Source organism: Luteimonas sp. FCS-9 (genome assembly GCF_001014645.1).
Taxonomy (GTDB): Bacteria; Pseudomonadota; Gammaproteobacteria; order Xanthomonadales; family Xanthomonadaceae; genus Luteimonas.
In genome coordinates, this window is record NZ_LASZ01000016.1 from 57,963 (window position 1) to 79,840 (window position 21,878).

General features: G+C 68.0%; 27 protein-coding genes. 3 read left to right on the forward strand and 24 right to left on the reverse strand.

Translation table 11 applies throughout. The annotated features are described in order from the left end of the window. Positions 1–62: 62 nt before the first annotated feature. From prpE to WQ56_RS13315, 5 genes are all read right to left on the reverse strand, one after another. Positions 63–1,961 (reverse strand): propionate--CoA ligase, encoded by a 1,899-nt coding sequence (prpE, locus tag WQ56_RS13295; protein ID WP_047137610.1) that lies wholly within the window; start codon positions 1,959–1,961, stop codon positions 63–65. Positions 1,962–2,416: 455 nt separating this feature from the next. Beyond that, positions 2,417–3,403 carry a malate dehydrogenase gene (locus WQ56_RS13300; RefSeq protein ID WP_047137611.1) on the reverse strand — a complete coding sequence of 329 codons (987 nt, stop codon included), beginning with the start codon at positions 3,401–3,403 and terminating at the stop codon, positions 2,417–2,419. A 70-nt stretch (positions 3,404–3,473) separates the two neighbouring features. Beyond that, positions 3,474–4,673 carry an aminotransferase class I/II-fold pyridoxal phosphate-dependent enzyme gene (locus WQ56_RS13305; protein ID WP_047137612.1) on the reverse strand — a complete coding sequence of 400 codons (1,200 nt, stop codon included), beginning with the start codon at positions 4,671–4,673 and terminating at the stop codon, positions 3,474–3,476. A gap of 158 nt (positions 4,674–4,831) precedes the next feature. Further along, on the reverse strand, positions 4,832–5,614 hold the full coding sequence (locus WQ56_RS13310; RefSeq protein ID WP_047137613.1) for a hypothetical protein: 783 nt from the start codon (positions 5,612–5,614) through the stop codon (positions 4,832–4,834). 55 nt (positions 5,615–5,669) lie between these two features. Beyond that, entirely contained in the window at positions 5,670–6,164 is a 495-nt protein-coding gene (locus WQ56_RS13315) for a peptidylprolyl isomerase (RefSeq protein ID WP_047137614.1), read from the reverse strand. 153 nt (positions 6,165–6,317) lie between these two features. Between WQ56_RS13315 and typA the strand changes: the two genes are divergently transcribed. Genes typA through WQ56_RS13330 form a run of 3 tightly spaced genes read left to right on the forward strand, consistent with a single transcriptional unit; the run spans position 6,318 to position 9,186 of the window. After that, entirely contained in the window at positions 6,318–8,147 is a 1,830-nt protein-coding gene (gene typA / locus WQ56_RS13320; protein ID WP_047137615.1) for a translational GTPase TypA, read from the forward strand. Further along, positions 8,144–8,728: a 2'-5' RNA ligase family protein gene (locus tag WQ56_RS13325; RefSeq protein WP_047137616.1), complete on the forward strand. Its 585-nt coding sequence runs from the start codon at positions 8,144–8,146 to the stop codon at positions 8,726–8,728. Before typA ends, WQ56_RS13325 begins: the two co-directional genes overlap by 4 nt. Beyond that, positions 8,728–9,186: a DUF2127 domain-containing protein gene (locus tag WQ56_RS13330; RefSeq protein WP_047137617.1), complete on the forward strand. Its 459-nt coding sequence runs from the start codon at positions 8,728–8,730 to the stop codon at positions 9,184–9,186. Before WQ56_RS13325 ends, WQ56_RS13330 begins: the two co-directional genes overlap by 1 nt. Before the next feature lie 518 nt (positions 9,187–9,704). On the opposite strand, the gene WQ56_RS13335 is transcribed toward WQ56_RS13330, so the two are convergent. The 19 genes from WQ56_RS13335 to rpsQ form a co-directional block, all read right to left on the reverse strand. Then, the gene (locus tag WQ56_RS13335) at positions 9,705–11,099 is read right to left on the reverse strand and encodes a 3-deoxy-7-phosphoheptulonate synthase class II (protein WP_047137618.1); all 1,395 of its coding nucleotides are present in this window, start codon (positions 11,097–11,099) and stop codon (positions 9,705–9,707) included. A 71-nt stretch (positions 11,100–11,170) separates the two neighbouring features. Continuing rightward, positions 11,171–11,671: a disulfide bond formation protein B gene (locus WQ56_RS13340; protein ID WP_047137619.1), complete on the reverse strand. Its 501-nt coding sequence runs from the start codon at positions 11,669–11,671 to the stop codon at positions 11,171–11,173. A 154-nt stretch (positions 11,672–11,825) separates the two neighbouring features. Next, entirely contained in the window at positions 11,826–12,203 is a 378-nt protein-coding gene (gene rplQ / locus WQ56_RS13345) for a 50S ribosomal protein L17 (protein WP_047137620.1), read from the reverse strand. A 390-nt stretch (positions 12,204–12,593) separates the two neighbouring features. Further along, positions 12,594–13,592 carry a DNA-directed RNA polymerase subunit alpha gene (rpoA, locus tag WQ56_RS13350; RefSeq protein WP_047137621.1) on the reverse strand — a complete coding sequence of 333 codons (999 nt, stop codon included), beginning with the start codon at positions 13,590–13,592 and terminating at the stop codon, positions 12,594–12,596. 55 nt (positions 13,593–13,647) lie between these two features. Beyond that, the gene (rpsD, locus tag WQ56_RS13355; protein WP_047137622.1) at positions 13,648–14,280 is read right to left on the reverse strand and encodes a 30S ribosomal protein S4; all 633 of its coding nucleotides are present in this window, start codon (positions 14,278–14,280) and stop codon (positions 13,648–13,650) included. Positions 14,281–14,294: 14 nt separating this feature from the next. After that, complete coding sequence (gene rpsK, locus WQ56_RS13360) at positions 14,295–14,687, reverse strand: 30S ribosomal protein S11 (RefSeq protein ID WP_047137623.1); 393 nt, start codon at positions 14,685–14,687, stop codon at positions 14,295–14,297. 12 nt (positions 14,688–14,699) lie between these two features. Then, the gene (rpsM, locus tag WQ56_RS13365) at positions 14,700–15,056 is read right to left on the reverse strand and encodes a 30S ribosomal protein S13 (RefSeq protein WP_047137624.1); all 357 of its coding nucleotides are present in this window, start codon (positions 15,054–15,056) and stop codon (positions 14,700–14,702) included. Positions 15,057–15,531: 475 nt separating this feature from the next. Continuing rightward, positions 15,532–16,860 carry a preprotein translocase subunit SecY gene (gene secY, locus WQ56_RS13370; protein ID WP_082132404.1) on the reverse strand — a complete coding sequence of 443 codons (1,329 nt, stop codon included), beginning with the start codon at positions 16,858–16,860 and terminating at the stop codon, positions 15,532–15,534. 251 nt (positions 16,861–17,111) lie between these two features. After that, a complete protein-coding gene (gene rplO / locus WQ56_RS13375; protein WP_047137626.1) occupies positions 17,112–17,555 on the reverse strand; it encodes a 50S ribosomal protein L15 in 444 nt (147 codons plus the stop codon). 4 nt (positions 17,556–17,559) lie between these two features. Continuing rightward, positions 17,560–17,757: a 50S ribosomal protein L30 gene (gene rpmD, locus WQ56_RS13380; RefSeq protein ID WP_047137627.1), complete on the reverse strand. Its 198-nt coding sequence runs from the start codon at positions 17,755–17,757 to the stop codon at positions 17,560–17,562. Then, the gene (gene rpsE / locus WQ56_RS13385; RefSeq protein WP_082132405.1) at positions 17,750–18,289 is read right to left on the reverse strand and encodes a 30S ribosomal protein S5; all 540 of its coding nucleotides are present in this window, start codon (positions 18,287–18,289) and stop codon (positions 17,750–17,752) included. Before rpsE ends, rpmD begins: the two co-directional genes overlap by 8 nt. 167 nt (positions 18,290–18,456) lie before the next feature. Further along, positions 18,457–18,813: a 50S ribosomal protein L18 gene (gene rplR / locus WQ56_RS13390; protein ID WP_047137654.1), complete on the reverse strand. Its 357-nt coding sequence runs from the start codon at positions 18,811–18,813 to the stop codon at positions 18,457–18,459. 134 nt (positions 18,814–18,947) lie between these two features. Further along, positions 18,948–19,475: a 50S ribosomal protein L6 gene (gene rplF, locus WQ56_RS13395; protein ID WP_047137629.1), complete on the reverse strand. Its 528-nt coding sequence runs from the start codon at positions 19,473–19,475 to the stop codon at positions 18,948–18,950. A gap of 15 nt (positions 19,476–19,490) precedes the next feature. Further along, positions 19,491–19,886, reverse strand: a complete 396-nt coding sequence (gene rpsH, locus WQ56_RS13400) for a 30S ribosomal protein S8 (RefSeq protein WP_047137630.1) — start codon at positions 19,884–19,886, stop codon at positions 19,491–19,493. A gap of 144 nt (positions 19,887–20,030) precedes the next feature. Continuing rightward, the gene (gene rpsN, locus WQ56_RS13405; RefSeq protein WP_047137631.1) at positions 20,031–20,336 is read right to left on the reverse strand and encodes a 30S ribosomal protein S14; all 306 of its coding nucleotides are present in this window, start codon (positions 20,334–20,336) and stop codon (positions 20,031–20,033) included. A gap of 9 nt (positions 20,337–20,345) precedes the next feature. Further along, entirely contained in the window at positions 20,346–20,888 is a 543-nt protein-coding gene (gene rplE, locus WQ56_RS13410) for a 50S ribosomal protein L5 (protein ID WP_047137632.1), read from the reverse strand. A gap of 11 nt (positions 20,889–20,899) precedes the next feature. Next, entirely contained in the window at positions 20,900–21,217 is a 318-nt protein-coding gene (gene rplX, locus WQ56_RS13415) for a 50S ribosomal protein L24 (protein WP_047137633.1), read from the reverse strand. A gap of 14 nt (positions 21,218–21,231) precedes the next feature. Next, positions 21,232–21,600: a 50S ribosomal protein L14 gene (gene rplN / locus WQ56_RS13420; protein WP_047137634.1), complete on the reverse strand. Its 369-nt coding sequence runs from the start codon at positions 21,598–21,600 to the stop codon at positions 21,232–21,234. Between the two features lie 13 nt (positions 21,601–21,613). After that, positions 21,614–21,874 (reverse strand): 30S ribosomal protein S17, encoded by a 261-nt coding sequence (gene rpsQ / locus WQ56_RS13425; protein ID WP_047137635.1) that lies wholly within the window; start codon positions 21,872–21,874, stop codon positions 21,614–21,616. Positions 21,875–21,878 lie beyond the last annotated feature (4 nt).

A 21,878-nucleotide genomic window follows, 5' to 3' on the forward strand; every position in this document is an offset into this window, starting at 1 on the left:
TCCCTCGCGCGCAGGCGCGCTCCTACGCCGATCGCCCCGCATCCAGACGCCGTGGCCGCACATCATCCCGCGTCCGCGCCCCGCGCCAGCACCCGGCGCACCTCTTCCAGCGCGTTCGGGTCGTCGAGGGTCGACAGATCGCCCGGGTCGCGCGCCTCGGCCAGCGCCTGCAGCGAGCGGCGCAGCAGCTTGCCCGAGCGCGTCTTGGGCAACGCGTCGACCAGGTACACGCGCGCGGGCCGGGCGACGGCACCGAGCTGATCGGCGACGGTGCGCATCATCTCGCCGGCGGTCTGGTGCCGGCGTTCGGCATCGGACGCGGCCTGCTTGAGCGTCGCGAACACGATCGGGACCTGGCCCTTGAGCTCGTCGGCCACGCCGATCACCGCAGCCTCGGCCACCGCCGGGTGGCCGGACACCGACTCCTCGATCTCGCGCGTGCCCAGGCGGTGCCCGGCGACGTTGATGACGTCGTCGGTGCGACCGAGGATGAAGGTGTAGCCGTCCTCGTCGCGGATCGCCCAGTCCAGCGAGCTGTAGAGCAGCTCGTCGAAATGCGAGAAGTAGCTCGACAGGAAGCGCTGGTCGTCGTTCCACACGGTGGTCATGCAGCCCGGCGGCAGCGGCGGCCGGATCACCAGCACGCCCTTCCGGCCGGGCGCGGCCGCCTCGCCGGTGGCTTCGTCGATCACGCGCAGATCGTAGCCGGGCGACGGCAGCCCGGGGGAGCCGAACTTCACCGGCTTCATCTCCACGCCCGGCATCAGCGTGAGCACCGGCCAGCCGGTCTCGGTCTGCCAGTAGTTGTCGATGACGGTCTTGCCCAGGCCGGCGTCGATCCACTGCGCGGTCGGCTCGTCGAGTGGCTCGCCGGCCAGGAACAGGTACCGCAGCGCGGAGAGGTCGTACTTGCGCAGGAATGCAGGATCCTGCTTCTTCAGCACGCGGATGCCGGTCGGCGAAGAGAACATCGTGCGCACACCGTAGTCGGCGCAGATCTTCCACCAGATGCCGGCATCGGGCGCGGTGGGCAGGCCTTCGTAGAGGATCGACGTGGCGCCGGCGATCAGCGGACCGTAGACGTTGTAGGAGTGGCCGACCGCCCAGCCGACGTCGGAGGTCGAGAACATGGCCTGGCCGGGACACACGTCGTAGATCGCCCACATCGACAGCGCCATCGCGACCGCGTAGCCGCCGACGTCGCGCTGCACGCCCTTGGGCCTGCCGGTCGTGCCGGAGGTGTAGAGCAGGTAGCTGGGTTCGTTGGACTCGAGCCATTCGACCGGCACGTCGGTGCCGGCATGCGCGGCGCGCAGGGTGGCGTAGTCGACGTCGCGGCCATCGACGCGCGGCCAGCCCGGCGCGAGGCCGCGGTCGACGATCAGCACCTTCGGCGGCGGGACCTTGGCCTCGGCGCACGCGGCGTCGACCAGCGGCTTGTACGGGATCACCTTGCCGCCTCGGCTGCCGGCGTCGGCCGCGATCAGCAGCGCGGGGCGGGCATCGTCGATGCGCAGCGCGAGGTTGTGGGCGGCGAAGCCGCCGAAGACGACGGAGTGCACGGCGCCGATCCGGGCGCAGGCGAGCATCGCGAACACCGCCTCGGCCATGTTGGGCATGTAGATCACGACACGGTCGCCGCGGCCGACGCCGAGCGCGACGAGCACCGCGGCGAAGTCGACGACCTCGCGGTGCAACTGGCGGTAGGTGAGTTCGCGGGTGGTGCCGGTCTCGGTCGAGATCGCGACCAGCGCGAGCTGGTCGCCGCGCGCGTCGAGATGACGGTCGACGGCGTTGAAGCAGAGGTTGGTCCGGCCGCCGACGAACCACTTGCGGAATGGGGGATCGGCGTACTCGAGCACGCGGTCGAAGGGGCGATGCCAGTGGATGGCCTGGGCTTGCTCGGCCCAGAAGCCCTCGGGATCCTCGATGGAACGGCGGTGGAATTCCTCGTAGCCCATGTCGGCCTCCGGTGACGAACCCCGAGGCTAGTCCGGGCGTCACCGGGATGCCCTACGACAATGGTCGAGTGTGGCGACGCAAGGCACTGCGCGTGCGGCGTACGCAGAACGACCGCTTCCGCGTCCCACGCCACCGACACCGGGGTCCGGGTCCGGGTCCGGGTCCGTGGTCGGGCGTCGGGCGTCGGGCGTCGGGGTGGTCGTAGGAGCGCGCTTGCGCGCGAAGGGCTGTCGCGGGGCGCGGGACGACGCATGGTGCCTAGCATCGACCGCGATGTCTGCGCGTGCGCCTGCCAGGTACCGCGCCCAGTCGCGGCCCGATACCCGCTTGGTGGTCCCGGCACCCGGCAGGCGCTGGACACAGGTGCGATGGCGGGTCGAAAAGCGGGCTTGCGCGGCGAACCAAAGAAAAAGCCGGGCGCAGGGCCCGGCTTTTTCGACGACATGGCGAAGGCTCAGCCCAGCAGGTGCGCCACGCCGGAACGCTCTTCCTCGAGCTCGGCGAGCGTCTTGTCGATCGCCTTCTGGCTGAAGTCGTCGACCGGCAGGTCGCGGACGATCGTGTACTCGCCGTTCTCGGTGGTCACCGGGAAGCCGAAGATCACACCCTCGGGGATGCCGTACGAGCCGTCGGACGGAATGCCCATCGTGGTCCACTTGCCGTTCGAGCCCAGTACCCAGTCGCGCACGTGGTCGATCGCGGCGTTCGCGGCCGAAGCGGCCGACGACAGGCCGCGGGCCTCGATGATCGCCGCGCCGCGCTTGCCGACCTGCGGGATGAAGGTGTCGGCGTTCCAGGCGTCGTCGCCGATCTTGTCCTTCAACGAGGCGCCGCCGACCGTCGCGAAGCGGTAGTCGGGGTACATGGTCGGGCTGTGGTTGCCCCAGACGATGAGCTTCTCGATGTCGCCCACGGCCACGCCGGCCTTGGTCGCCAGCTGGCTCAGCGCGCGGTTGTGGTCCAGGCGCAGCATCGCGGTGAAGTTCCTGGCCGGCAGGTCGGGCGCGGACTTCATCGCGATGTAGGCGTTGGTGTTGGCCGGGTTGCCGACGACCAGCACCTTGACGTCGCGCGAGGCGACCTTGTTCAGTGCCGCGCCCTGCGCGGTGAAGATCTTGGCGTTCTCCAGCAGCAGGTCCTTGCGCTCCATGCCGGGGCCGCGCGGCCGCGCGCCCACCAGCAGGGCGATGTCGGCGTCCTTGAACGCGACTTCCGGGTCGTCGGTGCCGACGGTGCCGGCCAGCAGCGGGAACGCGCAGTCCTCCAGCTCCATGATCACGCCCTTGAGCGCGGCCTGGGCCTTGTCGATCGGCAGCTCGAGCAGCTGCAGGATCACCGGCTGGTCCTTGCCCAGCATTTCGCCGGAGGCGATCCGGAACAGCAGCGCATAGCCGATCTGGCCGGCGGCACCGGTCACGGCAACACGGACGGGCTTCTTCATCGTCAATCCTCTCGTTTCGTTCGAACGGTCACGTGGGTGGAAGCGAACCGGGCGGCGGGGGCCGGCCGGGTCAGGTCAGTTCCGCGAAGAACGCGCGGATGCGGTCGAGCCCGGGCGCGAGCTGCGCCTCGGGACAGGTGTAGCTGATGCGCAGCGCCCGCGGCTCGCCGAACGCCGAACCCGGCACGCAGGCCACGCCCTTGGCCTCGAGCAGCGCGTTGCACAGGTCCACGTCGTCGCCGATGCGCAGGTCGCCGTGCGACTTGCCGAACGCGACGCTGACGTCGGGGAACACGTAGAACGCGCCAGCCGGCTTCGGGCACACGACACCGGGAATCTGCGCCAGCGCCGCCATCACCACGTCGCGGCGCGCCTGGAATTCCGCGCGCTTCGCCTCGGGTATGTCCTGCGGGCCGGACAGCGCGGCGACGGCGGCGGCCGTCACGACCTCCGGCACGTTGGTGATGTGGTTGGAGTTCATCGTCGCGAAGGCGGTCGCGACGCGCTCGGGACCGGCCAGCAGGCCGACGCGCCAGCCCGGCATGCCGTAGGTCTTGGACAGCGAGTCGACGAACACCGTGCGTTCGCGCAGTTCGGGCCGCGCCTGCACAACGTGGTGGTAGCCGATGCCGTCGAAGACCATCGCGTTGTAGATGTCGTCGGTGACGATCCAGGTGTCGGGATGGCGCACGAGCACGTCGGCCAGTGCGGCGATCTCGTCCCGGGTGTAGACCATCCCGGTCGGGTTAGACGGATTGTTGAACAGGAAGACCTTCGGCTTCTTCGCCAGCGCAGCGTCGAGCTGCTCTGGGGTCAGCTTGTAGTCCTGCTCGGGCGGGCACGGCAGCAGCCGGATGTCGGCGCCGACGATCTCGGCGATGTCCAGATACGTCGTCCAGTACGGCGTGGCGAACGCGAGGCCGTCGCCCTCGTCAAGCAGGACCTCGGCCAGCGTGTAGAGCACGTGCTTGGCGCCGATGCCGCTGGCGCAGTTCGCGCGGGCGTAGCCCGGCAGGCCGATGCGTTCGAGGTGGGCGACGAACGCGTCGAGCAGCGCGTCGCTGCCGCGGTTGGCGCCGTACTGGCCGCTGTCGCGGTCGAGCGCGTCGCGCGCGGCGGCGTAGACGTGCGGGCCGGGCAGGAAGTTCGGCACGCCGATCGAGAAGCTGATGATGTCCCGCCCTTCGGCCTTCAGACGCTTGGCCTTCTCGGCGACCTGCATGATGGCGCTGGGCTTGGCGCGACCGGTGCGCGCGGCGAGCTGGGGCATCGCACAACCTCGTTCTGGGAGGGCTGGCCGGTAGAGCTGGACGGCTGTTTTTCCGGCGCGAAATGGTATCACGGCGCTCCGTCGCGACCGTGCCATGGCGCGGTGCCCTGCACGTTGCGCGAACGGGGCGCGGGCGCCTGTGGAGGGTCTGCCGACGCCTACAGGTAGTCGAGCACGTCGCCCAGGTCGTAGTTGTCGTCCAGATACACCTGCCACCGCGCATAGACGTCGCGCAGGCAGGCCGGCGTCGTGCACGCGTCGAGCTGCTGGACCACCACGGCCGCCGTGCGGTCGCCATCGGGATAGCGTGCCGACAGCTCGACAAGCTGCGTGCGCAGATTGCGGTCGAGCGCGGCGAACTCGTCGTGGCTGCAGGCGAGCGTCGCGCGCAGGCTGCCCTCGACGGCGTCGGTGTCGCAGGCCACCGCCGGGACGCGGCCGGCCTGCGAGATCGCAAGGCCGATCTCCTGGCGATCGCGCGGGGTGAGCCGACGCACGAACCGCAGGTCGTCGTCGTGCCCCTGCGCCCAGGTCAGGCGCAGCGTGTACGCACTGCCCACGTCGGGATGCACGACCTTGCGCAGGGTCACGGTCTCGCCGGGCCCCTGCGTGCGGTCGACATGGAAGGCCAGGGTCTGATTGTCGAGGTCCACGTCCTCGACGCGGCCGGCCAGCCACGCGCCGTCGCGCAGGATCCGCAGGCCCGACGCGGTCTGGTACTCGATGGCGTAGATCGTCTCGGCATCGTCGCCCTGCGCGATGCCGGTGCTCCAGATGCCTTCCAGACTCTGCTCGAACGCGCCGTCCTGGAGCTGCGACCCGGTCGGGGCAGGCGCGGACGGGGCCAGCTCCGCGACCTCGGACGGACGATCGCAGGCGGACAGGCCCAACAGCAGGGCCGGCAGCAGGACGAGGGACCGCAGGCGGGCAGGCGATGTCATGGCCGGGCGTCCCTCGCAGAAGGCAGGCCGGCGATGCACCGGCCTGCCGATTGCATCACGCCGCGAGGGTCTTGTTCCACTCCGCGACGCGGTCGGCCTTGGCGGCCAGCACGGCCTCGGCGTCGCCCTCGATCTTCACCGACTTGATGACGTCGCCCTGCTTGATCGCGTCGACCACGTCCAGGCCCTGGGTTACCTTGCCGAACACGGTGTGCTTGCCGTCGAGCCAGTCGGTCTTGATGTGGGTGATGAAGAACTGGCTGCCGTTGGTGTTGGGGCCGGCATTGGCCATCGACAGCACGCCGCGTTCATGCTTGACGCCGTTGTTCGTTTCATCCTCGAAACGGTAGCCCGGGCCGCCGCGCCCCGAACCCTCCGGACAGCCGCCCTGGATCATGAAGTCGGCGATGACGCGGTGGAAGGTCAGGCCGTCGTAGAAACCGCGCTTGGCCAGGTTGACGAAGTTGGCGACCGTCAGCGGGGCCTTGTCGGCGAACAGCTCGACCTGGATCTGGCCACGGTCGGTATCGAATACGGCATGCAGGGACATCGGGGATCCTGGGGTTGGGTGGTCCGACAGGCTGGATGCGGGCCGAATGGCCGATTTCAAGCCGCCTGTCGCGCGCGGCGCGCGACAGGGTATGATAACCGGCTTCCTCCACTGCCCTAGCGCGCCAGGTCAAAGCCAGGTGCGGCCTTGCCCATGTCTCTCGAACGCCTGCGCAACATCGCCATCGTCGCCCACGTCGACCACGGCAAGACCACCCTCGTCGACCAGTTGCTCAAGCAGTCGGGCACGCTGTCCGAACGCACCGTGCTCGCCGAGCGCGTGATGGACAGCAACGACCAGGAAAAGGAGCGTGGCATCACGATCCTGGCCAAGAACACCGCCATCAACTGGCAGGGCAACCGCATCAACATCGTCGACACCCCCGGCCACGCCGACTTCGGCGGCGAGGTCGAGCGCGTGCTGTCGATGGTCGACTCGGTGCTGATCCTGGTCGACGCGATGGACGGGCCGATGCCGCAGACGCGCTTCGTGACCCAGAAGGCGTTCGCGATGGGCTTCAAGCCGATCGTCGTCGTCAACAAGATCGACCGTCCCGGTGCGCGTCCCGACTGGGTCATCGACCAGGTGTTCGACCTGTTCGACAAACTCGGCGCGACCAACGAGCAGCTCGACTTCCCGATCGTCTACGCCTCGGCGCTGCACGGCTACGCCAGCCTCGACGACAGCGTCCGTTCCGGCGACATGACCCCGCTCTACGAGGCGATCATGCAGCACGTGCCGGCGCCCGAGGTCGACCTCGACGGCGCGTTCCAGATGCGCATCAGCCAGCTCGACTACAACAACTTCGTCGGTCTGATCGGCATCGGCCGCATCCAGCGCGGCAAGCTGAAGAAGAACATGCCGGTGAGCGTCGTGGACCGCGAGGGCAAGAAGCGCCAGGGCAAGGTCGTGCAGGTGCTCGGCTTCCTGGGCCTGGAGCGCGTGGAGGTCGAGGAGGCGCAGGCGGGCGACATCGTCGCGATCGCCGGCGTGCAGGACCTGTCGATCTCCGACACCGTCTGCGCGCTCGACACCCCCGAGGCGCTGCCGGCGCTCACGGTCGACGAGCCGACGATCTCGATGACCTTCCAGGTCAACAACTCGCCGTTCGCCGGCAGCAAGGAGCACAGCGGCGGCAAGTTCATCACCAGCCGCCAGATCCGCGAGCGCCTGGAGCGCGAGACGCTGCACAACGTCGCGCTGAAGGTCGAGGAGACCGCCGATGCCGACAAGTTCCTGGTCTCGGGCCGCGGCGAGCTGCACCTGTCGGTGCTGATCGAGAACATGCGCCGCGAAGGCTACGAGCTGGCCGTCTCGCGCCCGGAAGTGATCATCAAGGAGATCGACGGCCAGCTAATGGAGCCGGTCGAGCAGCTCGTGGTGGACATCGAGGAGCAGCACCAGGGCGGCGTGATGGAGAAGCTCGGCACCCGCAAGGCCCAGCTCAAGAACATGGAGCCCGACGGCAAGGGCCGCGTGCGCCTGGACTACATGATCCCGGCGCGCGGCCTGATCGGCTTCCAGAACGAGTTCAAGACCCTCACGCAGGGCTCGGGCCTGCTGTTCCACGTCTTCGACCATTACGGCCCGAAGGAGACCGGCCCGATCGCCAAGCGCAACAACGGCGTGATGATCGCCAACGCGCCGGGCATGACGCCGGCCTACTCGCTCGGCCCGCTGGAAGAGCGCGGTCGGCTGTTCGCCGCCGAAGGCGACAACGTGTACGAGGGCCAGTTGGTCGGCATCCACTCCAAGGACAACGACCTGACGGTCAACGTCATCAAGGGCAAGCCGCTGACCAACGTCCGCGCCTCGGGCAAGGACGACGCGATCAAGCTGACCCCGGCGTTGAAGTATTCGCTCGAACAGGCGCTGGACTTCATCGAGGACGACGAGCTGGTCGAGGTCACGCCGAAGGAAATCCGCCTGCGCAAGAAGCTGCTGACCGAGAGCGATCGCAAGCGCGCCTCCCGCGCCGCGTGAGCCAGGCGCTGTTCCCGGGCTGGCGGCCCGACGCCGTCGCTCGGGCGGCGCTCGCGACGCTGTCGCAACGCTTGCAGGAGGCGCGTCCATCGGACGCGCCTTCTTTGCAACTGCGGCGCACCGACCAGTGGCACGCCACGCTGTGCTTCATCGGCCACGACGTGGGCCATCTCGCGACGCCGGTACTGCGGGATGCATTCGCAGCCGCCGCGACCGGCATCCCGCCGCACACGTGCACCCTCGAACGGCTCGTCTACTGGCGCCAGTCCGGCGCCGTCGTCGCATTGCCACACCGCTGCCTGGCCCTGCAGGCGCTGTGCGATGCGACGCGCGATGCGATCCGCCGCTGCGGCATCACGCCAGCGCAAGTGACGACCCAGCCGCACCTGACAATGGCCTATCTGCCGAAGGGGCTCGACGCGCAGCCCTGGCTCGATGCCGTGGACTGCGACATCGGCCCGCTGACGGTCGACACCTTCGAATTGCTGTTCAATCCCGGCGGTCGCTACGAAGCGCTCGGTCGCTGGCCGCTGACCGGCGCGCCCCTGCCCCCGCCGCCTCGCCAGGACGCGTTGTTCTGATGGCCGACGACCTCACCCCCGCACACAAGGGCCTACGCGCGATCGCGCTGTTCGAGGCCGCCAAGGGCGCCATCGCCCTGCTCGTCGCCGGCGGCCTCGCGGCGGTCGGGCCCGACGCGCTGCAGCACCAGGTCGAACGCGTGCTCGCGCGCTTGGGCGCAGATGCCGATCGCTTCGGCGCGGATCTGCTCGATGCGATCACGCCACAGACGCTGCACATCGCAATTGCCGTCGCGCTGATCTATGCGGCCATGCGCCTGCTCGAAAGCTGGGGGCTGTGGTGGCACCGCGCCTGGGCCTCGTGGCTCGGCGTCATCGGCGCCGCCGCCTATCTGCCGTTCGAGATCTACGCGCTCTGGCATCACCCCGACTGGATGACCTGGGGGGTGTTCCTGCTCAATCTGCTGATCGTGCTGGTGCTGGCGCGCGATCTGTACCGGCGACGCGCGGGCGGCTGAAGCAACCCTACAAGACGGTCAGATCTCAGACGCGAGCACCACTGAGCCTTTATTTCGGCGAAAGCTGGATTCTGACGACTTCGCTCTCTCAACCGAAAGACTTAGGCGCTGAAGCACGCCGACTTCGGATGGGCATCGGCCTGCCGGCCGGAAGCCGCTCTCCCCTCGGTCAAGGCATCCTGCCTTGACTCGGGCGCACGCCATCCATGGCGTGCTAGACGCAGCCACCGGCCGCCAGTCCGCCGCCTCGAACTTTCAGATGGTGCGTTCGGGCGGCGCGGGCATCGCTTGTCCAATAGAAATCACGAACTTCCAGCCGCAGTGCGTTGTGCCGGCTGGGGGTTGCGCAGAGCGGGCCATGGATGGCCCGCGGCGGCGAGTCAGCCATGGATGGCTGCCGAGCCGAGGAGCAACCCCCGGTCGGCGCAACGCTGTCTCCGAAGCCAGGCACTGGTGCGGCAACGAGCTGCACTAGAGCCTTATAGGCAGCTGGCCTCTCGCAGCTACGCCAACGCGACTCACCCCACCGCGCGGCCGACCTGCGCGTGCTTGCGCACGATCAGCATCGCCGTCTCGAGCGCCTGCTCGTAGTTGAGCCGCGGATCGACCTGGCTCTTGTAGGCGCGCTCCAGATCGACCTCGGTCAGCGCCCGTGCCCCGCCCATGCACTCGGTGACGTCCTCCCCGGTCAGCTCCAGATGCACGCCGCCCAGGCGGGTACCGGCTGCGGCATGCAAGTCGAACGCCTGCTCGATCTCGCTGCGGATGTTGTCGAAGCGCCGGGTCTTGAAACCATTGTGGGTCGACTCGGTGTTGCCGTGCATCGGATCGCAAATCCACAACACGCGGCGGCCGGAGCGCTTCACCGCATCGAGCAGCGCCGGCAGGCGCTCGGCGATCTGCGCCGCGCCCATGCGATGGATCAGGCTCAACCGCCCCGGCTCGTCGTCGGGGTTGAGGATGTCGATCAGGCGCAGCAGCGCATCGGGCGACGAGGTCGGCCCGACCTTGACGCCGATCGGATTGCGGATGCCGCGGAAGTACTCGACGTGCGCGCCGTCGAGCGCCGCGGTCCGCACGCCGATCCACGGGAAGTGGGTGCTGAGGTTGAACCAGCCCCATTGCCGCGGGACCTGGCGCGTCTGCGCTTCCTCGTAGGGCAGCAGCAGCGCCTCGTGCGAGGTGTAGAAGTCGACCCGTTTGAGGGTGTGGATCTGCGTGCCGGCCAGCGTCTCCATGAAGCGCACCGCATCGCCCAGGCCCGAGACCATGCGCTGGTACTCCTCGGCCAGCGGCGACTGCCCCACCCACTCCAGTCCCCAGTACTCGGGATGGTGCAGGTCGGCGAACCCGCCGTCGATCAGCGAGCGCACGAAGTTCATCGTCATCGCCGAACGCGCGTGCGCCTTGATCATGCGCCGCGGATCGGGCGTGCGCGCCTGTGCGGTGAATGCCGGCGCGTTGACCACGTCGCCCCGATAGCTAGGCAGTGCCACGCCGTCGCGCACCTCGGTATCGGCCGAGCGCGGCTTGGCGTACTGGCCGGCGAACCGGCCCACGCGCACCACCGGCAGACGCATGCCGTGCACGAGCACCAGGCTCATCTGCAGCAGCACCTTCAGGCGGTTGGAGATGATGTCGGACGTGCAGTCGCCGAAGTTCTCCGCGCAGTCGCCGCCCTGCAGCAGGAAGCGCCGCCCTTCCTGTGCCTCGGCGAGCTGCTGCTTCAGGCTCAGGATCTCCCAGGACGTCACCAGCGGCGGCAACGCACGCAGTTCCTGCTGCACCTCCGCCAGCGCCACGGCGTCGGGGTAGACCGGCAGCTGCAGTGCGGGATGGTCGCGCCAGCTCTCGGGCGCCCAGCCGGCGGGCAGGTTCACGGGATGGAGCGTGCGTTCGGTGGATGGCGACATCGGGACTTCCTCGTGCGATCAGACATCATCGCAGCTTGCTGCGGCGCGTCAATTTTCGTCGGTGGCCGCGTTCAACGCGCGGTGCGCAGGCCGGCATACAGCGCGAGCGCCCCCAGCAGCACGAACCACACCAGGCTCCAGGCCGGCATCGACAGCCCGAGGAAGGTCCAGTCGATGGTGCCGCAGTCGCCGCTGCCGGTGAGCACCTTCTGCACCAGCGTCGGCGTATCCATCGTCTGACGCATGAAGGCGAACGGCGCGCCGCAGGTCGTGAAGCCCGGGGGGTGCAGCTGCAGCCACACGTGGCGTCCGGCGATGCCGGCACCGACTGCGGCAGCGGCCAGGCCGAGCACGCCGTAGACGCGCCGCCCGCCCCGCGCTTTCGGCGCGTGCAGGCCGGCCACCAGCAGCACCAGGCCCAGCGCCGCGAACGCGATGCGCTGGAAGATGCACAGCGGGCATGGCTCCAGCCCCCACTGCAGCTGCGAGTAGATCGCGAAGCCGATCAGCGCGAAGCAGGCGACGCCGCCGGCGAGCATCGAGGTGCGGAACGACCAGCGCAGTGGATTCATGGGAGAGGCTTGCCGGGAGAGGAAGCGCCGATTATCCCGCCGCTGCGGGCAAAGCCAAAGCCCCGCGGCGCGCACGCCCCCGAACGCAGAAACCCCGGCCTGGGCCGGGGTTCTGGAAAGACACGCGTCGGGCGACGGGCCCGACAGGCCGGCATCACTCGGCGGCGTCGGCCTGCGGGCGATCGACCAGCTCGACGTAGGCCATCGGCGCGTTGTCGCCGGCGCGGAACCCGGCCTTGAGGATGCGCAGGTAGCCGCCCGGGCGCGCCTGGTAGCGCGGGCCCAGCGTCGTGAACAGCGTGCCGACCGCTTCCTTGTCGCGCAGGCGCGCGAACGCGAGGCGGCGATTGGCGACGCCGTCGACCTTGGCCAGCGTGATCAGCGGCTCGGCGACGCGGCGCAGTTCCTTGGCCTTGGGCAGGGTGGTCTTGATCAGCTCGTTCTTGATCAGCGAGGCGGCCATGTTGCGGAACATCGCTTCGCGGTGGGCGCTGGTGCGGTTGAACTTGCGACCGGCTTTCTGGTGGCGCATGGGTTGGATCCTTCAGTGGAATGTTGGGTCGTTGGACATCGTTGTCGCCATCCTGGCGCTGGAACTTGGACTGCGGATGGTCCGGGCCGGCGTTCCGTTGCCAGCGTGGCCGCGGACTCGGGTCCGTCGGCGGGTATTGCGTCGTGCTGCGTGACGCGTCTTGCGGAAAATCCTTCGGGAGCCGCGGCTGGCGCCGCGTTTGCATACCCGGCCCGGCGCAGCGCGCCGGGCGTTCGCGCCCCGCAGCCGATGCCTGACGGCGGATGCTGCGGGTACTGCGCTGCCGTCCCTGGCGGTACATCCAGGCTCCGGAGAGCCCTGCCCGGCCATCCTCGGCCGGGCGTTCGCCTTCGCAGCCCATGCCTGACGGCATCGGCTACGCGCGAAGTCTCACCCCAGCATGCCGTGGCTGGAGACGCCGGCCGGCGGCCAGTTCTCGAGCTTCATGCCCAGCGCCAGGCCACGCTGCGCGAGGACTTCCTTGATCTCGGTGAGCGACTTCTTGCCGAGGTTCGGGGTCTTCAGCAGCTCGACCTCGGTCTTCTGGATCAGATCGCCGATGTAGTAGATGCTCTCGGCCTTGAGGCAGTTGGCCGAACGCACCGTCAGCTCCAGATCGTCGATCGGACGCAGCAGGATCGGGTCGACGCCCGGGGTCTGCGGCTTCGCGGCGCCGCGGTCGCGGTGCGTGAAGTCGCCGAACACCGACAGCTGCTCGGTGAGGATGTCGGCGGCGGTGCGCACGGCTTCCTCGGCATCGATCGTGCCGTTGGTCTCGATGTCGATCACCAGCTTGTCGAGGTCGGTACGCTGCTCGACGCGGGCGGCTTCGACCTCGTAGGCGACGCGGCGGACCGGCGAGAACGACGCGTCGAGCATCAGGCGACCGATCGCGCGGGTCTCTTCGTCGGGACGACGACGGGCGGCGGCCGGCTGGTAGCCGAAGCCGCGCTCGATCTTCAGGCGCATGTTGATCGACGCATCCTTGGTCAGATGGCAGATCACGTGCTCGCCGTTGAGGATCTCGACGTTGTGGTCGGTCTTGATGTCGGCGGCGGTCACGACGCCCGGGCCGGACTTCGACAGCGACAGCGTCGCGCTCTCGCCGGTGCCCATGCGGATCGCGACGTCCTTCAGGTTCAGCAGGACTTCGAGCACGTCCTCCTGCAGGCCCTCGATGGTGCTGTACTCGTGCAGCACGCCGTCGATCTCGACTTCGGTGATCGCGAAGCCCGGAATCGACGACAGCAGCACGCGACGCAGGGCATTGCCCAGCGTGTGCCCGTAGCCGCGCTCCAGCGGCTCGATCACGACCTTCGCACGGTTGCCGGCAAGGCGTTCGATCTGCGGGCCACGGGGACGCAGTACCTGGTTGGCGGTAGCCGTCATGTTTGTGTGTCTCCTGGAGACCGTCCGCGCCGGGGGGCGCGGAGGCCTGAATGAATTACTTCGAGTACAGCTCGACGATCAGCGCTTCGTTGATGTCCGCCGGCAGGTCCCCGCGATCGGGCACCGCCTTGAACACGCCGCTGAACTTCTTCGAGTCGACCTCGACCCACGACGGCGACAGGTCCATCGTCGAGGACACGTTCACTGCCTCCTGGACGCGGAGCTGCTTCTGGGCCTTCTCCGACAGCGCGATCGCGTCGCCGGCCTTGACCTGGTACGACGGCAGGTTCACCGGCTGGCCGTTGACCGTGACGCCGCGGTGCGACACCAGCTGGCGCGCGGCCGGGCGGGTGACAGCGAAGCCCATGCGGTAGACGACGTTGTCCAGGCGGGTTTCCAGCAACTGCAGCAGGTTCTCGCCGGTGTTGCCCTTCTTGGTCGAGGCCTTCTTGTAGTAGTTGCGGAACTGGCGCTCCAGCAGACCGTAGATGCGCTTGACCTTCTGCTTCTCGCGCAGCTGGGTGGCGTAGTCGGAGAGCTTGCCGCGACGGGTGTTGCCGGCGCCGTGCTGGCCGGGCTTCTGCTCGAGCTTGCACTTGGAATCCAACGCGCGCGTCGGGCTCTTGAGCGACAGGTCGGCGCCTTCGCGGCGCGCGAGCTTACAGGTAGGACCGATATAACGAGCCATTTTTGATCGCTCCTTTAGACGCGACGCTTCTTCGGCGGACGGCACCCGTTGTGCGGGATCGGCGTCACGTCGATGATGTTGATGATCTTGTAGCCCACGTTGTTGAGCGAACGCACGGCCGACTCACGACCCGGACCCGGGCCCTTGATGCGGACTTCCAGCGACTTGACGCCGTAGTCGAGCGCGGCCTTGCCGGCCTTCTCGGCAGCCACCTGGGCCGCGAACGGGGTCGACTTGCGCGAGCCGCGGAAGCCGGCACCGCCGGAGGTCGCCCACGAGAGCGCGTTGCCCTGGCGGTCGGTGATCGTGACGATCGTGTTGTTGAACGAAGCGTGGACGTGCGCGATACCGTCGGTGACGACGCGCTTGATCTTCTTCTTGGTCTTGGTTGCGGACGGCTTGGCCATGGGTCTGGTTCCTTACTTCCTGATGGCCTTGCGCGGACCCTTGCGGGTACGTGCATTGGTCCGGGTGCGCTGGCCGCGCAGCGGCAGGCCGCGACGATGGCGCAGGCCGCGATAGCACGACAGGTCCATCAGGCGCTTGATCGCCATGCCGACCTCGCGACGCAGGTCGCCTTCGACCACGTACTTGCCGACCTCGGCGCGCAGGCGCTCGACTTCGGGCTCCGACAGGTCGCGGATCTTGGTGGTGGTCTCGACGCCCGCGGATTCGCAGACCTTCTTCGACCGGGTACGGCCGATGCCGTAGATGCTCTGAAGCCCGACCCAGACATGCTTCTGGGCAGGCAGGTTCACACCTGCAATACGCGCCATGCGCGGATCTCCAACTGTTGGGGCTGCCAGGGGTTCAATCCCGGCAAAAGGGAACATGAAATGATAGCAGGGCCTCGGGCTTTCAGGAAGTCGCGCCCCCCGAAGGTGGCTGGACCCGGCATGGGGAGTGTGCCCATGCTCCGGCGACGGTACCGGGGCGGCAACCGGGAACCGACGTCCCCGGATGCCCCGCGCGCTACTCTGGCGTGCGGATCACCCTGCACCACCCGCGCCCGAGACCGCCGCGCGAGTCGCCCATCTTGGCGTCCGGCGCGTGTGTCCGGATGCCATGCCCCGCCCTGCCGGGCGGCGCGTGCGGCGCCGGGAGTCCCGGGCCGCGAAGAACCTTGTGCCGTACCGTCGCACTGACGGCAGCAGAACAGCATACCACCAAGCGAGTCCCGCCGCACGCCAGGCGCCGGTGGGTCCGCCGCACCGCCTCCTGTCCAGAGGCGGCGCATTCACCGGGCCGGACTCAACGGGGGCGCGAGCCGCCCTTGAGGTTGGCCTTCTTGAGCAGGCTTTCGTACTGGTGCGACATCAGGTGCGACTGCACCTGCGCGATGAAGTCCATGACCACGACCACGACGATCAGCAGCGAGGTGCCGCCGAAGTGGAACGAGCTGCCGAACTCGGCGCGCATGAACTCCGGGAGCAGGCAGACCAGCACCAGGTAGGCCGCGCCGACCGCCGTGAGCCGGGTCAGCACGCCGTCGATGTAGTCGGCCGTCGCCTTGCCCGGACGGATGCCGGGGATCAGCGCGCCCGACTTCTTCAGGTTGTCGGCGGTTTCCTGCGAGTTGAACACCAGCGCCGTGTAGAAGAACGCGAAGCCGGCGATCAGGCCGCCGAACAGCAGCACGTACAAGGGCTCGCCGGGCGACATCGCCTGCGCCAGCCGCTGCAGCCAGGTCGCCGACCCCGCCTCGCCGAACCAGGTCGAGACCGTGGCCGGGAACATGATGATCGACGAGGCGAAGATCGCCGGGATCACGCCGGCCATGTTGAGCTTGAGCGGCAGGAACGAGCTCTGGTTCATGTACGCATTGCGACCGCCCTGGCGGCGCGCGTAGTTGACCGTGATCCGGCGCTGCCCGCGCTCGACGAAGACGACGAAGAACGTCGCCGCCAGCACCACCGCGACCAGCAGGATCGCCGCGATCGGGCTCATGTCGCCGTTGCGCAGCGACTCGATCGTGCCGAACACCGCGCCCGGAAGACCGGCGACGATGCCCGCGAAGATGATCAGCGACACGCCGTTGCCGATGCCGCGCTCGGTGACCTGCTCGCCCAGCCAGACCAGGAACATGGTGCCGGCGGTCAGCGCGACGATCGCGGTCAGCACGAAGCCCATGCCGGGCGCGTAGACGACCGGGATGCCGTTGTTGGCGCCCGAGCTCTGCAGCGCGACCGCGATGCCCGCCGACTGGAAGATCGCCAGCGGGATCGCACCGATGCGCGACCACTGGGTGATGCGGCGCCGGCCCGACTCGCCTTCCTTCTGGATGGCCTTCAGGCTCGGCACCACCTGCACCAGCAGCTGCATGACGATGGACGCAGAGATGTACGGAATCACGTTCAGCGCGAACAGGCTGAAGCGCGACAGCGCACCACCGGAGAACATGTTGAACATGTCCACGATCGTGCCTTCCTGCTGCTCCATGAGCTGCAGCATGGCCTCGGGATTGACGCCCGGGACCGGGATGAAGCACCCGATGCGATAGACGATCAGGGCCCCGAGCACGAACAGCAGGCGCTGGCGGAGCTCGGTGAACTTACCGAGCCCGGCACCAACCCCGCCCATTGCGCTATTGCTGCGTGACATTGAACGCTCCGGTATGCCGATCTATCCGCACGCTTGTCAATCCTTCATTCGAAAAGAAGCCTGCCATCCATGGCGCGGCATTACAGTCTTCGGGTCGCCCGGCCCGTCCGTTCCGGCCCCGCGAAGCACGCGGGGCGTTCCTCCCGGGCGCGAGGCGGTGCCTCGCAGACGCCCGGGCGTCACCCATGGCCGGGCGTTCGCCGGCACGACGCGGCAGTGCCGCGCCGAGCTTATGCCGACTCACCCTCGAACTTGCCGCCGGCCGCTTCGATCGCCGCACGGGCGCCAGCGGTGGCTAGCAGGCCCTTGAACGTCAGCGCCTTGCCGATCTCGCCGTTCTTGACGATCTTGGCACGCTTGGCGGTCGCCGGCACGAGCTTGGCGGCGCGCAGCGCGGCGAAGTCCACCGTGCCCTCGAGCTTCTCGAGCTGGTACAGGAAGACCTCGGCGGTGTCGTTCTTCAGGCGCGAGCGGAAGCCGACCTTCGGCAGGCGCTTGCGCAGCGGCATCTGGCCGCCTTCGAAGCCGGCCTTGATCTTGCCCTTGCCGGCGCGCGCGAACGAACCCTTGTGGCCGCGGCCGGCGGTCTTGCCGAGGCCGGAGCCGATGCCGCGACCGACGCGCGTGCGCTCGGTGCGGGCGCCCGGTGCGGGCTTGAGAGTGTTGAGCTTCATGTGATTACTCCTCGACCCGGACCAGGTAGTGGACCTTGTTGATCAGGCCACGGACCTGCGGGCTGTCCTTCAGTTCGCGCACGTCGTTGAGCTTGTTGAGGCCCAGCGCCTTGACCGACAGGCGGTGCTTGGCCTGCGAGCCGCGCAGGCCCTTCACCAGGCGCACCTTGACGGTGCCGCCGGCGGCTTCGTTCTTAGCCATGGACGATGTCCTCCAGCTTCTTGCCGCGCTTGGCGGCGATCTGCGCCGGCGAGTGCATCTCGGCCAGGCCACGGATCGTCGCGCGCACGAGGTTGATCGGGTTGCGCGAGCCCACCGCCTTGGCGAGCACGTCCTTCACGCCGACGGCCTCAAGCACGGCGCGCATCGCACCGCCGGCGATCACGCCGGTACCCTCGGACGCGGGCTGCATGAACACGCTGGCGGCGCCGTGGCGCGACTTGACCGTGTGCCACAGCGTGCTGCCGTTGAGGTCGACGTTCTTCTGGTTCTTGCGCGCCTGCTCCATCGACTTCTGGATCGCGACCGGCACTTCGCGCGCCTTGCCGTAGCCGAAGCCGACCTTGCCGTTGCCGTCGCCGACGACCGTCAGCGCGGTGAACGTGAACTGGCGACCGCCCTTGACGGTCTTGCTGACACGGTTGACCGTGATCAGCTTCTCGATCATGCCGTCATCGAGCTCTTCGCGATCGCGATTACGGTCGCGCCCGCGGTTTTCCCTTTCGTTTGCCATCGTGGATGCCTGTATGTGTGGAGTGATGTACGGCTCGGGCCGCTTGTGGTTGTGGTCGCGATCGGTGGAACGCGGACGCGGCACAGAAGGCCGCGGGCGTCCGGCACACCTCGTGCCGGCGAGTCAGGCGGCGCCGCGCGCGGGGCGCGACGCCGACAGCGTCTGGATCAGAACTGCAGGCCGCCTTCGCGCGCGGCGTCGGCCAGGGCCTTGATGCGGCCGTGGTAGCGATAGCCCGAGCGGTCGAACGCGACGCGCTCGATGCCCGCGGCCTTCGCCTTCTCGGCGATCGTGCGGCCGACCTTGGCGGCAGCATCGGCGTTCTTGCCGTTCTTCAGCCCTTCGCGGACGTCGCTCTGGGTCGTGCTGGCCGAGGCCAGGACCTTCGAGCCGTCCGAGTTGAAGAGCTGGGCGTAGATGTGCTGGCCGGTGCGCAGCACCGACAGGCGCGGCACGCCGAGTTCGCGGATGCGCGCACGGGTCGACTTGGCGCGACGCAGGCGGGCGGTGTTCTTGATGCTCATGATGATGACCTCGTGGAAGCGGATCGGCCTGGACACAGAAGTCGGGTCTGGGAGATGGGGAACGCCCGGGAAGCGGCGGCGCACCTTGCGGCGGCTCGCGCGGATCCCGGGGCCCCGGCCCCGATTCCCGGCCTTTACGCCTTCTTGGCTTCCTTGCGGATGATGGTTTCGTCGGAGTACTTCACGCCCTTGCCCTTGTACGGCTCCGGCGGACGGAAACCGCGGATCTTCGCGGCGACCTGGCCGACCAGCTGCTTGTCGGCGCCCTGGACCAGGACCTCGGTCTGGGTCGGCGTGGTCAGCGTGATGCCTTCGGGCGCCTGGAACACGACGGGATGCGAGAACCCGAGCGAGAGGTTCAGATCACGGCCCTGCACCGCGGCACGGTAACCGACGCCGACGAGCTCGAGCTTGCGCTCGAAGCCCTCCGACACGCCGTGGACCATGTTCGCGACGATTGCGCGCAGGGTGCCGGTGAGCGGGGTCCGGGACGGGTCGGCGGCCGACAGCAGCGCATTGCCGTCCTCGACCTTGACTTCGATATCGGCCGGCTTGGCGACCGACAGGGTGCCCTTGGGGCCCTTGACGCTGACCGACTCGGACTGGATGTTGAGTTCGACGCCCTTGGGCAGGGCGATCGGCTTCTTGGCGACGCGGGACATTGTGCGCTTACTCCCTTAGGCCACGAAGCACAGGACTTCACCGCCGACGCCCTGCTGGCGCGCCTGCGCGTCGGTCATGATGCCCTTCGACGTGGAGATGATCGCGATGCCGAGCCCGTTGAGGACCTTGGGCAGCGCGTCCTTGCCGCGGTACTGGCGCAGGCCCGAGCGCGAGAAGCGCTGCAGACGCTCGATCACCGGACGGCCTTCGTAGTACTTGAGGACGATCTCGAGTTCGGCCTTGGCGCCGTTCTCGGTCACGCGGAAATCGCCGATGTAGCCCTCGTCCTTCAGGACGGTGGCGATGGCGACCTTGGTCTTGGAGGACGGCATCTTCACCGTCTGCTTGCCGACCGCTGCCGCATTCTTGATGCGGACCAGCATGTCGGCGATGGGATCAGTCATGCTCATGATGATTACCTTCTGAGTGCACCGATATCCGCTTTCGCGAATTCTAGTTTTGAACCGGCCGGGAGCCCGGCCGGGGTACAGCGTGAGGGGCGGTATTGTACAGGCCCGGCGCCGGAACGCCAGACCCGTACCCGCCCGCCCGGATTACCAGCTGGCCTTGCGCAGGCCCGGCACGTCGCCGCGCATCGTGGCTTCGCGCAGCTTGTTGCGGCCCAGGCCGAACTTGCTGTACACGCCACGCGGACGACCGGTCAGGGCGCAGCGGTTGACCTGGCGCGAGGGCGACGAGTCGCGCGGCAGCTTCTGCAGCTTGGTCGCGGCCTCGATCTTCTCCTCGTAGCCGGCGGTCTGGCTGCTGATGATCTTCTTCAGCGCCGCGCGCTTCTCGGCATGCTGCTTGGCCAGCTTGGTGCGCTTGACCTCGCGGTTGACCATGGACGTCTTTGCCATGTGGTTTCCTCAGTTGCGGAACGGGAAGCGGAAGGCTTCGAGCAGTGCCTTGGCTTCTTCGTTGGTGCGTGCGGTGGTCGTGATGGCGATGTCCATGCCGCGGATCGCGTCGACCTGGTCGAAGTCGATCTCCGGGAAGATGATCTGCTCCTTCACGCCCATGTTGTAGTTGCCGCGGCCGTCGAACGAACGGCCGGACACGCCGCGGAAGTCGCGCACGCGCGGCAGCGAGACGTTGACCAGGCGGTCGAGGAACTCGTACATCCGGTTGCGGCGCAGCGTGACCTTGCAGCCGATCGGCCAGCCGTCGCGGATCTTGAACGAGGCGACCGACACGCGCGACTTGGTCACCAGCGGCTTCTGGCCGCTGATCTTGGCCATGTCGGCGGTGGCGTTCTCGAGGATCTTCTTGTTCGCGGCCGCCTCGCCCACGCCCATGTTGAGCGTGATCTTGGTCAGGCGCGGGACCTGCATGATGTTGTCGTAGCCGAACTGCTCCATGAGCTTCGGCACCACTTCATCCTTGTAGAACTGTTCCAGACGGGTCGTCATTTTCGGCATCCTCAGGCGTCGAGCGCCTCACCGCTCGAGCGGAACACGCGCAGCGTGCGTCCATCCTCGAGCTTCTTGGTTCCGATGCGCTCGCCCTTGCCGGTGGCAGGGTTGAACGGCATCACGTTCGAAGCGTGGATCGGGGCTTCGCGCTCGATCACGCCACCGGCCTGGCCGGCCTGCGGATTGGGCTTGGTGTGGCGCTTGACGAGGTTGACGTTGGAGACGACGACCTTGTCGCCGACCACGCGCACCACGTCGCCGCGCTTGCCCTTGTCCTTGCCGGCGATCACGATGACGTGGTCGCCCTTCTTGATTCGATTGGCCATGTTCGTATCTCCGCTCAGAGCACTTCGGGAGCGAGCGACACGATCTTCATGAACTTCTCGGAACGAAGCTCACGGGTCACGGGCCCGAAGATGCGGGTGCCGATCGGCTCCTGCTTGTTGTTGAGCAACACCGCGGCGTTGCCGTCGAAGCGGATCAGCGAACCGTCGGGACGGCGCACACCCTTGCGGGTACGCACCACGACGGCGTCGTAGACCTCGCCCTTCTTGACCTTGCCGCGCGGAATCGCTTCCTTCACGGAGACCTTGATGATGTCGCCGATCGCGGCGTAACGGCGCTTGGAACCGCCGAGCACCTTGATGCACATCACTTCCTTGGCACCGCTGTTGTCGGCCACGTCGAGGTGGCTCTGCATCTGGATCATTTCGAGCTCCTCGTTATTCGGCCGCGCGCGCGACGATTTCGGTCACGCGCCAGTTCTTGGTCTTGGACATCGGCGCGATCTCGACGACCTTCACCAGATCGCCTTCCTGGCAGGCGTTCTCGGCGTCGTGGGCGTGGAGCTTGGTCGAGCGCTTGATGTACTTGCCGTACAGGGCGTGCTTGACCTGACGCTCGACCAGCACCGTGACGGTCTTGTCCATCTTGTTGCTGACCACGCGGCCCTGGACCGTGCGCTGCTTCTTCTCGGTATTCATGGTC

What these genes read in the sequence shown, in the direction of transcription:
- WQ56_RS13310 (WP_047137613.1), bottom strand. Translation starts at nt 5,614, where the DNA reads ATGACATCGCCTGCCCGCCTGCGGTCCCTCGTCCTGCTGCCGGCCCTG.
- rpsH (WP_047137630.1), bottom strand. Translation starts at nt 19,886, where the DNA reads ATGAGCATGACTGATCCCATCGCCGACATGCTGGTCCGCATCAAGAAT.
- rpsQ (WP_047137635.1), bottom strand. Translation starts at nt 21,874, where the DNA reads ATGAATACCGAGAAGAAGCAGCGCACGGTCCAGGGCCGCGTGGTCAGC.
- rplO (WP_047137626.1), bottom strand. Translation starts at nt 17,555, where the DNA reads ATGAAGCTCAACACTCTCAAGCCCGCACCGGGCGCCCGCACCGAGCGC.
- rplQ (WP_047137620.1), bottom strand. Translation starts at nt 12,203, where the DNA reads ATGCGCCACCAGAAAGCCGGTCGCAAGTTCAACCGCACCAGCGCCCAC.
- rpsD (WP_047137622.1), bottom strand. Translation starts at nt 14,280, where the DNA reads ATGGCTCGTTATATCGGTCCTACCTGTAAGCTCGCGCGCCGCGAAGGC.
- WQ56_RS13315 (WP_047137614.1), bottom strand. Translation starts at nt 6,164, where the DNA reads ATGTCCCTGCATGCCGTATTCGATACCGACCGTGGCCAGATCCAGGTC.
- prpE (WP_047137610.1), bottom strand. Translation starts at nt 1,961, where the DNA reads ATGGGCTACGAGGAATTCCACCGCCGTTCCATCGAGGATCCCGAGGGC.
- rplF (WP_047137629.1), bottom strand. Translation starts at nt 19,475, where the DNA reads ATGTCCCGCGTCGCCAAGAAGCCGATCGCCCTGCCCAAGGGCGTCGAA.
- secY (WP_082132404.1), bottom strand. Translation starts at nt 16,860, where the DNA reads ATGGGCGGGGTTGGTGCCGGGCTCGGTAAGTTCACCGAGCTCCGCCAG.
- WQ56_RS13300 (WP_047137611.1), bottom strand. Translation starts at nt 3,403, where the DNA reads ATGAAGAAGCCCGTCCGTGTTGCCGTGACCGGTGCCGCCGGCCAGATC.
- rplE (WP_047137632.1), bottom strand. Translation starts at nt 20,888, where the DNA reads ATGACGACCCGTCTGGAACAGTTCTACAAGGATGAAGTGGTGCCGAAG.
- rpsM (WP_047137624.1), bottom strand. Translation starts at nt 15,056, where the DNA reads ATGGCGCGTATTGCAGGTGTGAACCTGCCTGCCCAGAAGCATGTCTGG.
- WQ56_RS13305 (WP_047137612.1), bottom strand. Translation starts at nt 4,673, where the DNA reads ATGCCCCAGCTCGCCGCGCGCACCGGTCGCGCCAAGCCCAGCGCCATC.
- rpsE (WP_082132405.1), bottom strand. Translation starts at nt 18,289, where the DNA reads ATGGCAAACGAAAGGGAAAACCGCGGGCGCGACCGTAATCGCGATCGC.
- rplN (WP_047137634.1), bottom strand. Translation starts at nt 21,600, where the DNA reads ATGATCCAGATGCAGAGCCACCTCGACGTGGCCGACAACAGCGGTGCC.
- rpoA (WP_047137621.1), bottom strand. Translation starts at nt 13,592, where the DNA reads ATGACGGCTACCGCCAACCAGGTACTGCGTCCCCGTGGCCCGCAGATC.
- typA (WP_047137615.1), top strand. Translation starts at nt 6,318, where the DNA reads ATGTCTCTCGAACGCCTGCGCAACATCGCCATCGTCGCCCACGTCGAC.
- rpsK (WP_047137623.1), bottom strand. Translation starts at nt 14,687, where the DNA reads ATGGCCAAGCCGTCCGCAACCAAGACCAAGAAGAAGATCAAGCGCGTC.
- WQ56_RS13335 (WP_047137618.1), bottom strand. Translation starts at nt 11,099, where the DNA reads ATGTCGCCATCCACCGAACGCACGCTCCATCCCGTGAACCTGCCCGCC.
- rpmD (WP_047137627.1), bottom strand. Translation starts at nt 17,757, where the DNA reads ATGGCTAAGAACGAAGCCGCCGGCGGCACCGTCAAGGTGCGCCTGGTG.
- rplX (WP_047137633.1), bottom strand. Translation starts at nt 21,217, where the DNA reads ATGGCCAATCGAATCAAGAAGGGCGACCACGTCATCGTGATCGCCGGC.
- WQ56_RS13340 (WP_047137619.1), bottom strand. Translation starts at nt 11,671, where the DNA reads ATGAATCCACTGCGCTGGTCGTTCCGCACCTCGATGCTCGCCGGCGGC.
- rplR (WP_047137654.1), bottom strand. Translation starts at nt 18,813, where the DNA reads ATGAGCATCAAGAACACCGCCCGCCTGCGTCGCGCCAAGTCGACCCGT.
- rpsN (WP_047137631.1), bottom strand. Translation starts at nt 20,336, where the DNA reads ATGGCAAAGACGTCCATGGTCAACCGCGAGGTCAAGCGCACCAAGCTG.
- WQ56_RS13330 (WP_047137617.1), top strand. Translation starts at nt 8,728, where the DNA reads ATGGCCGACGACCTCACCCCCGCACACAAGGGCCTACGCGCGATCGCG.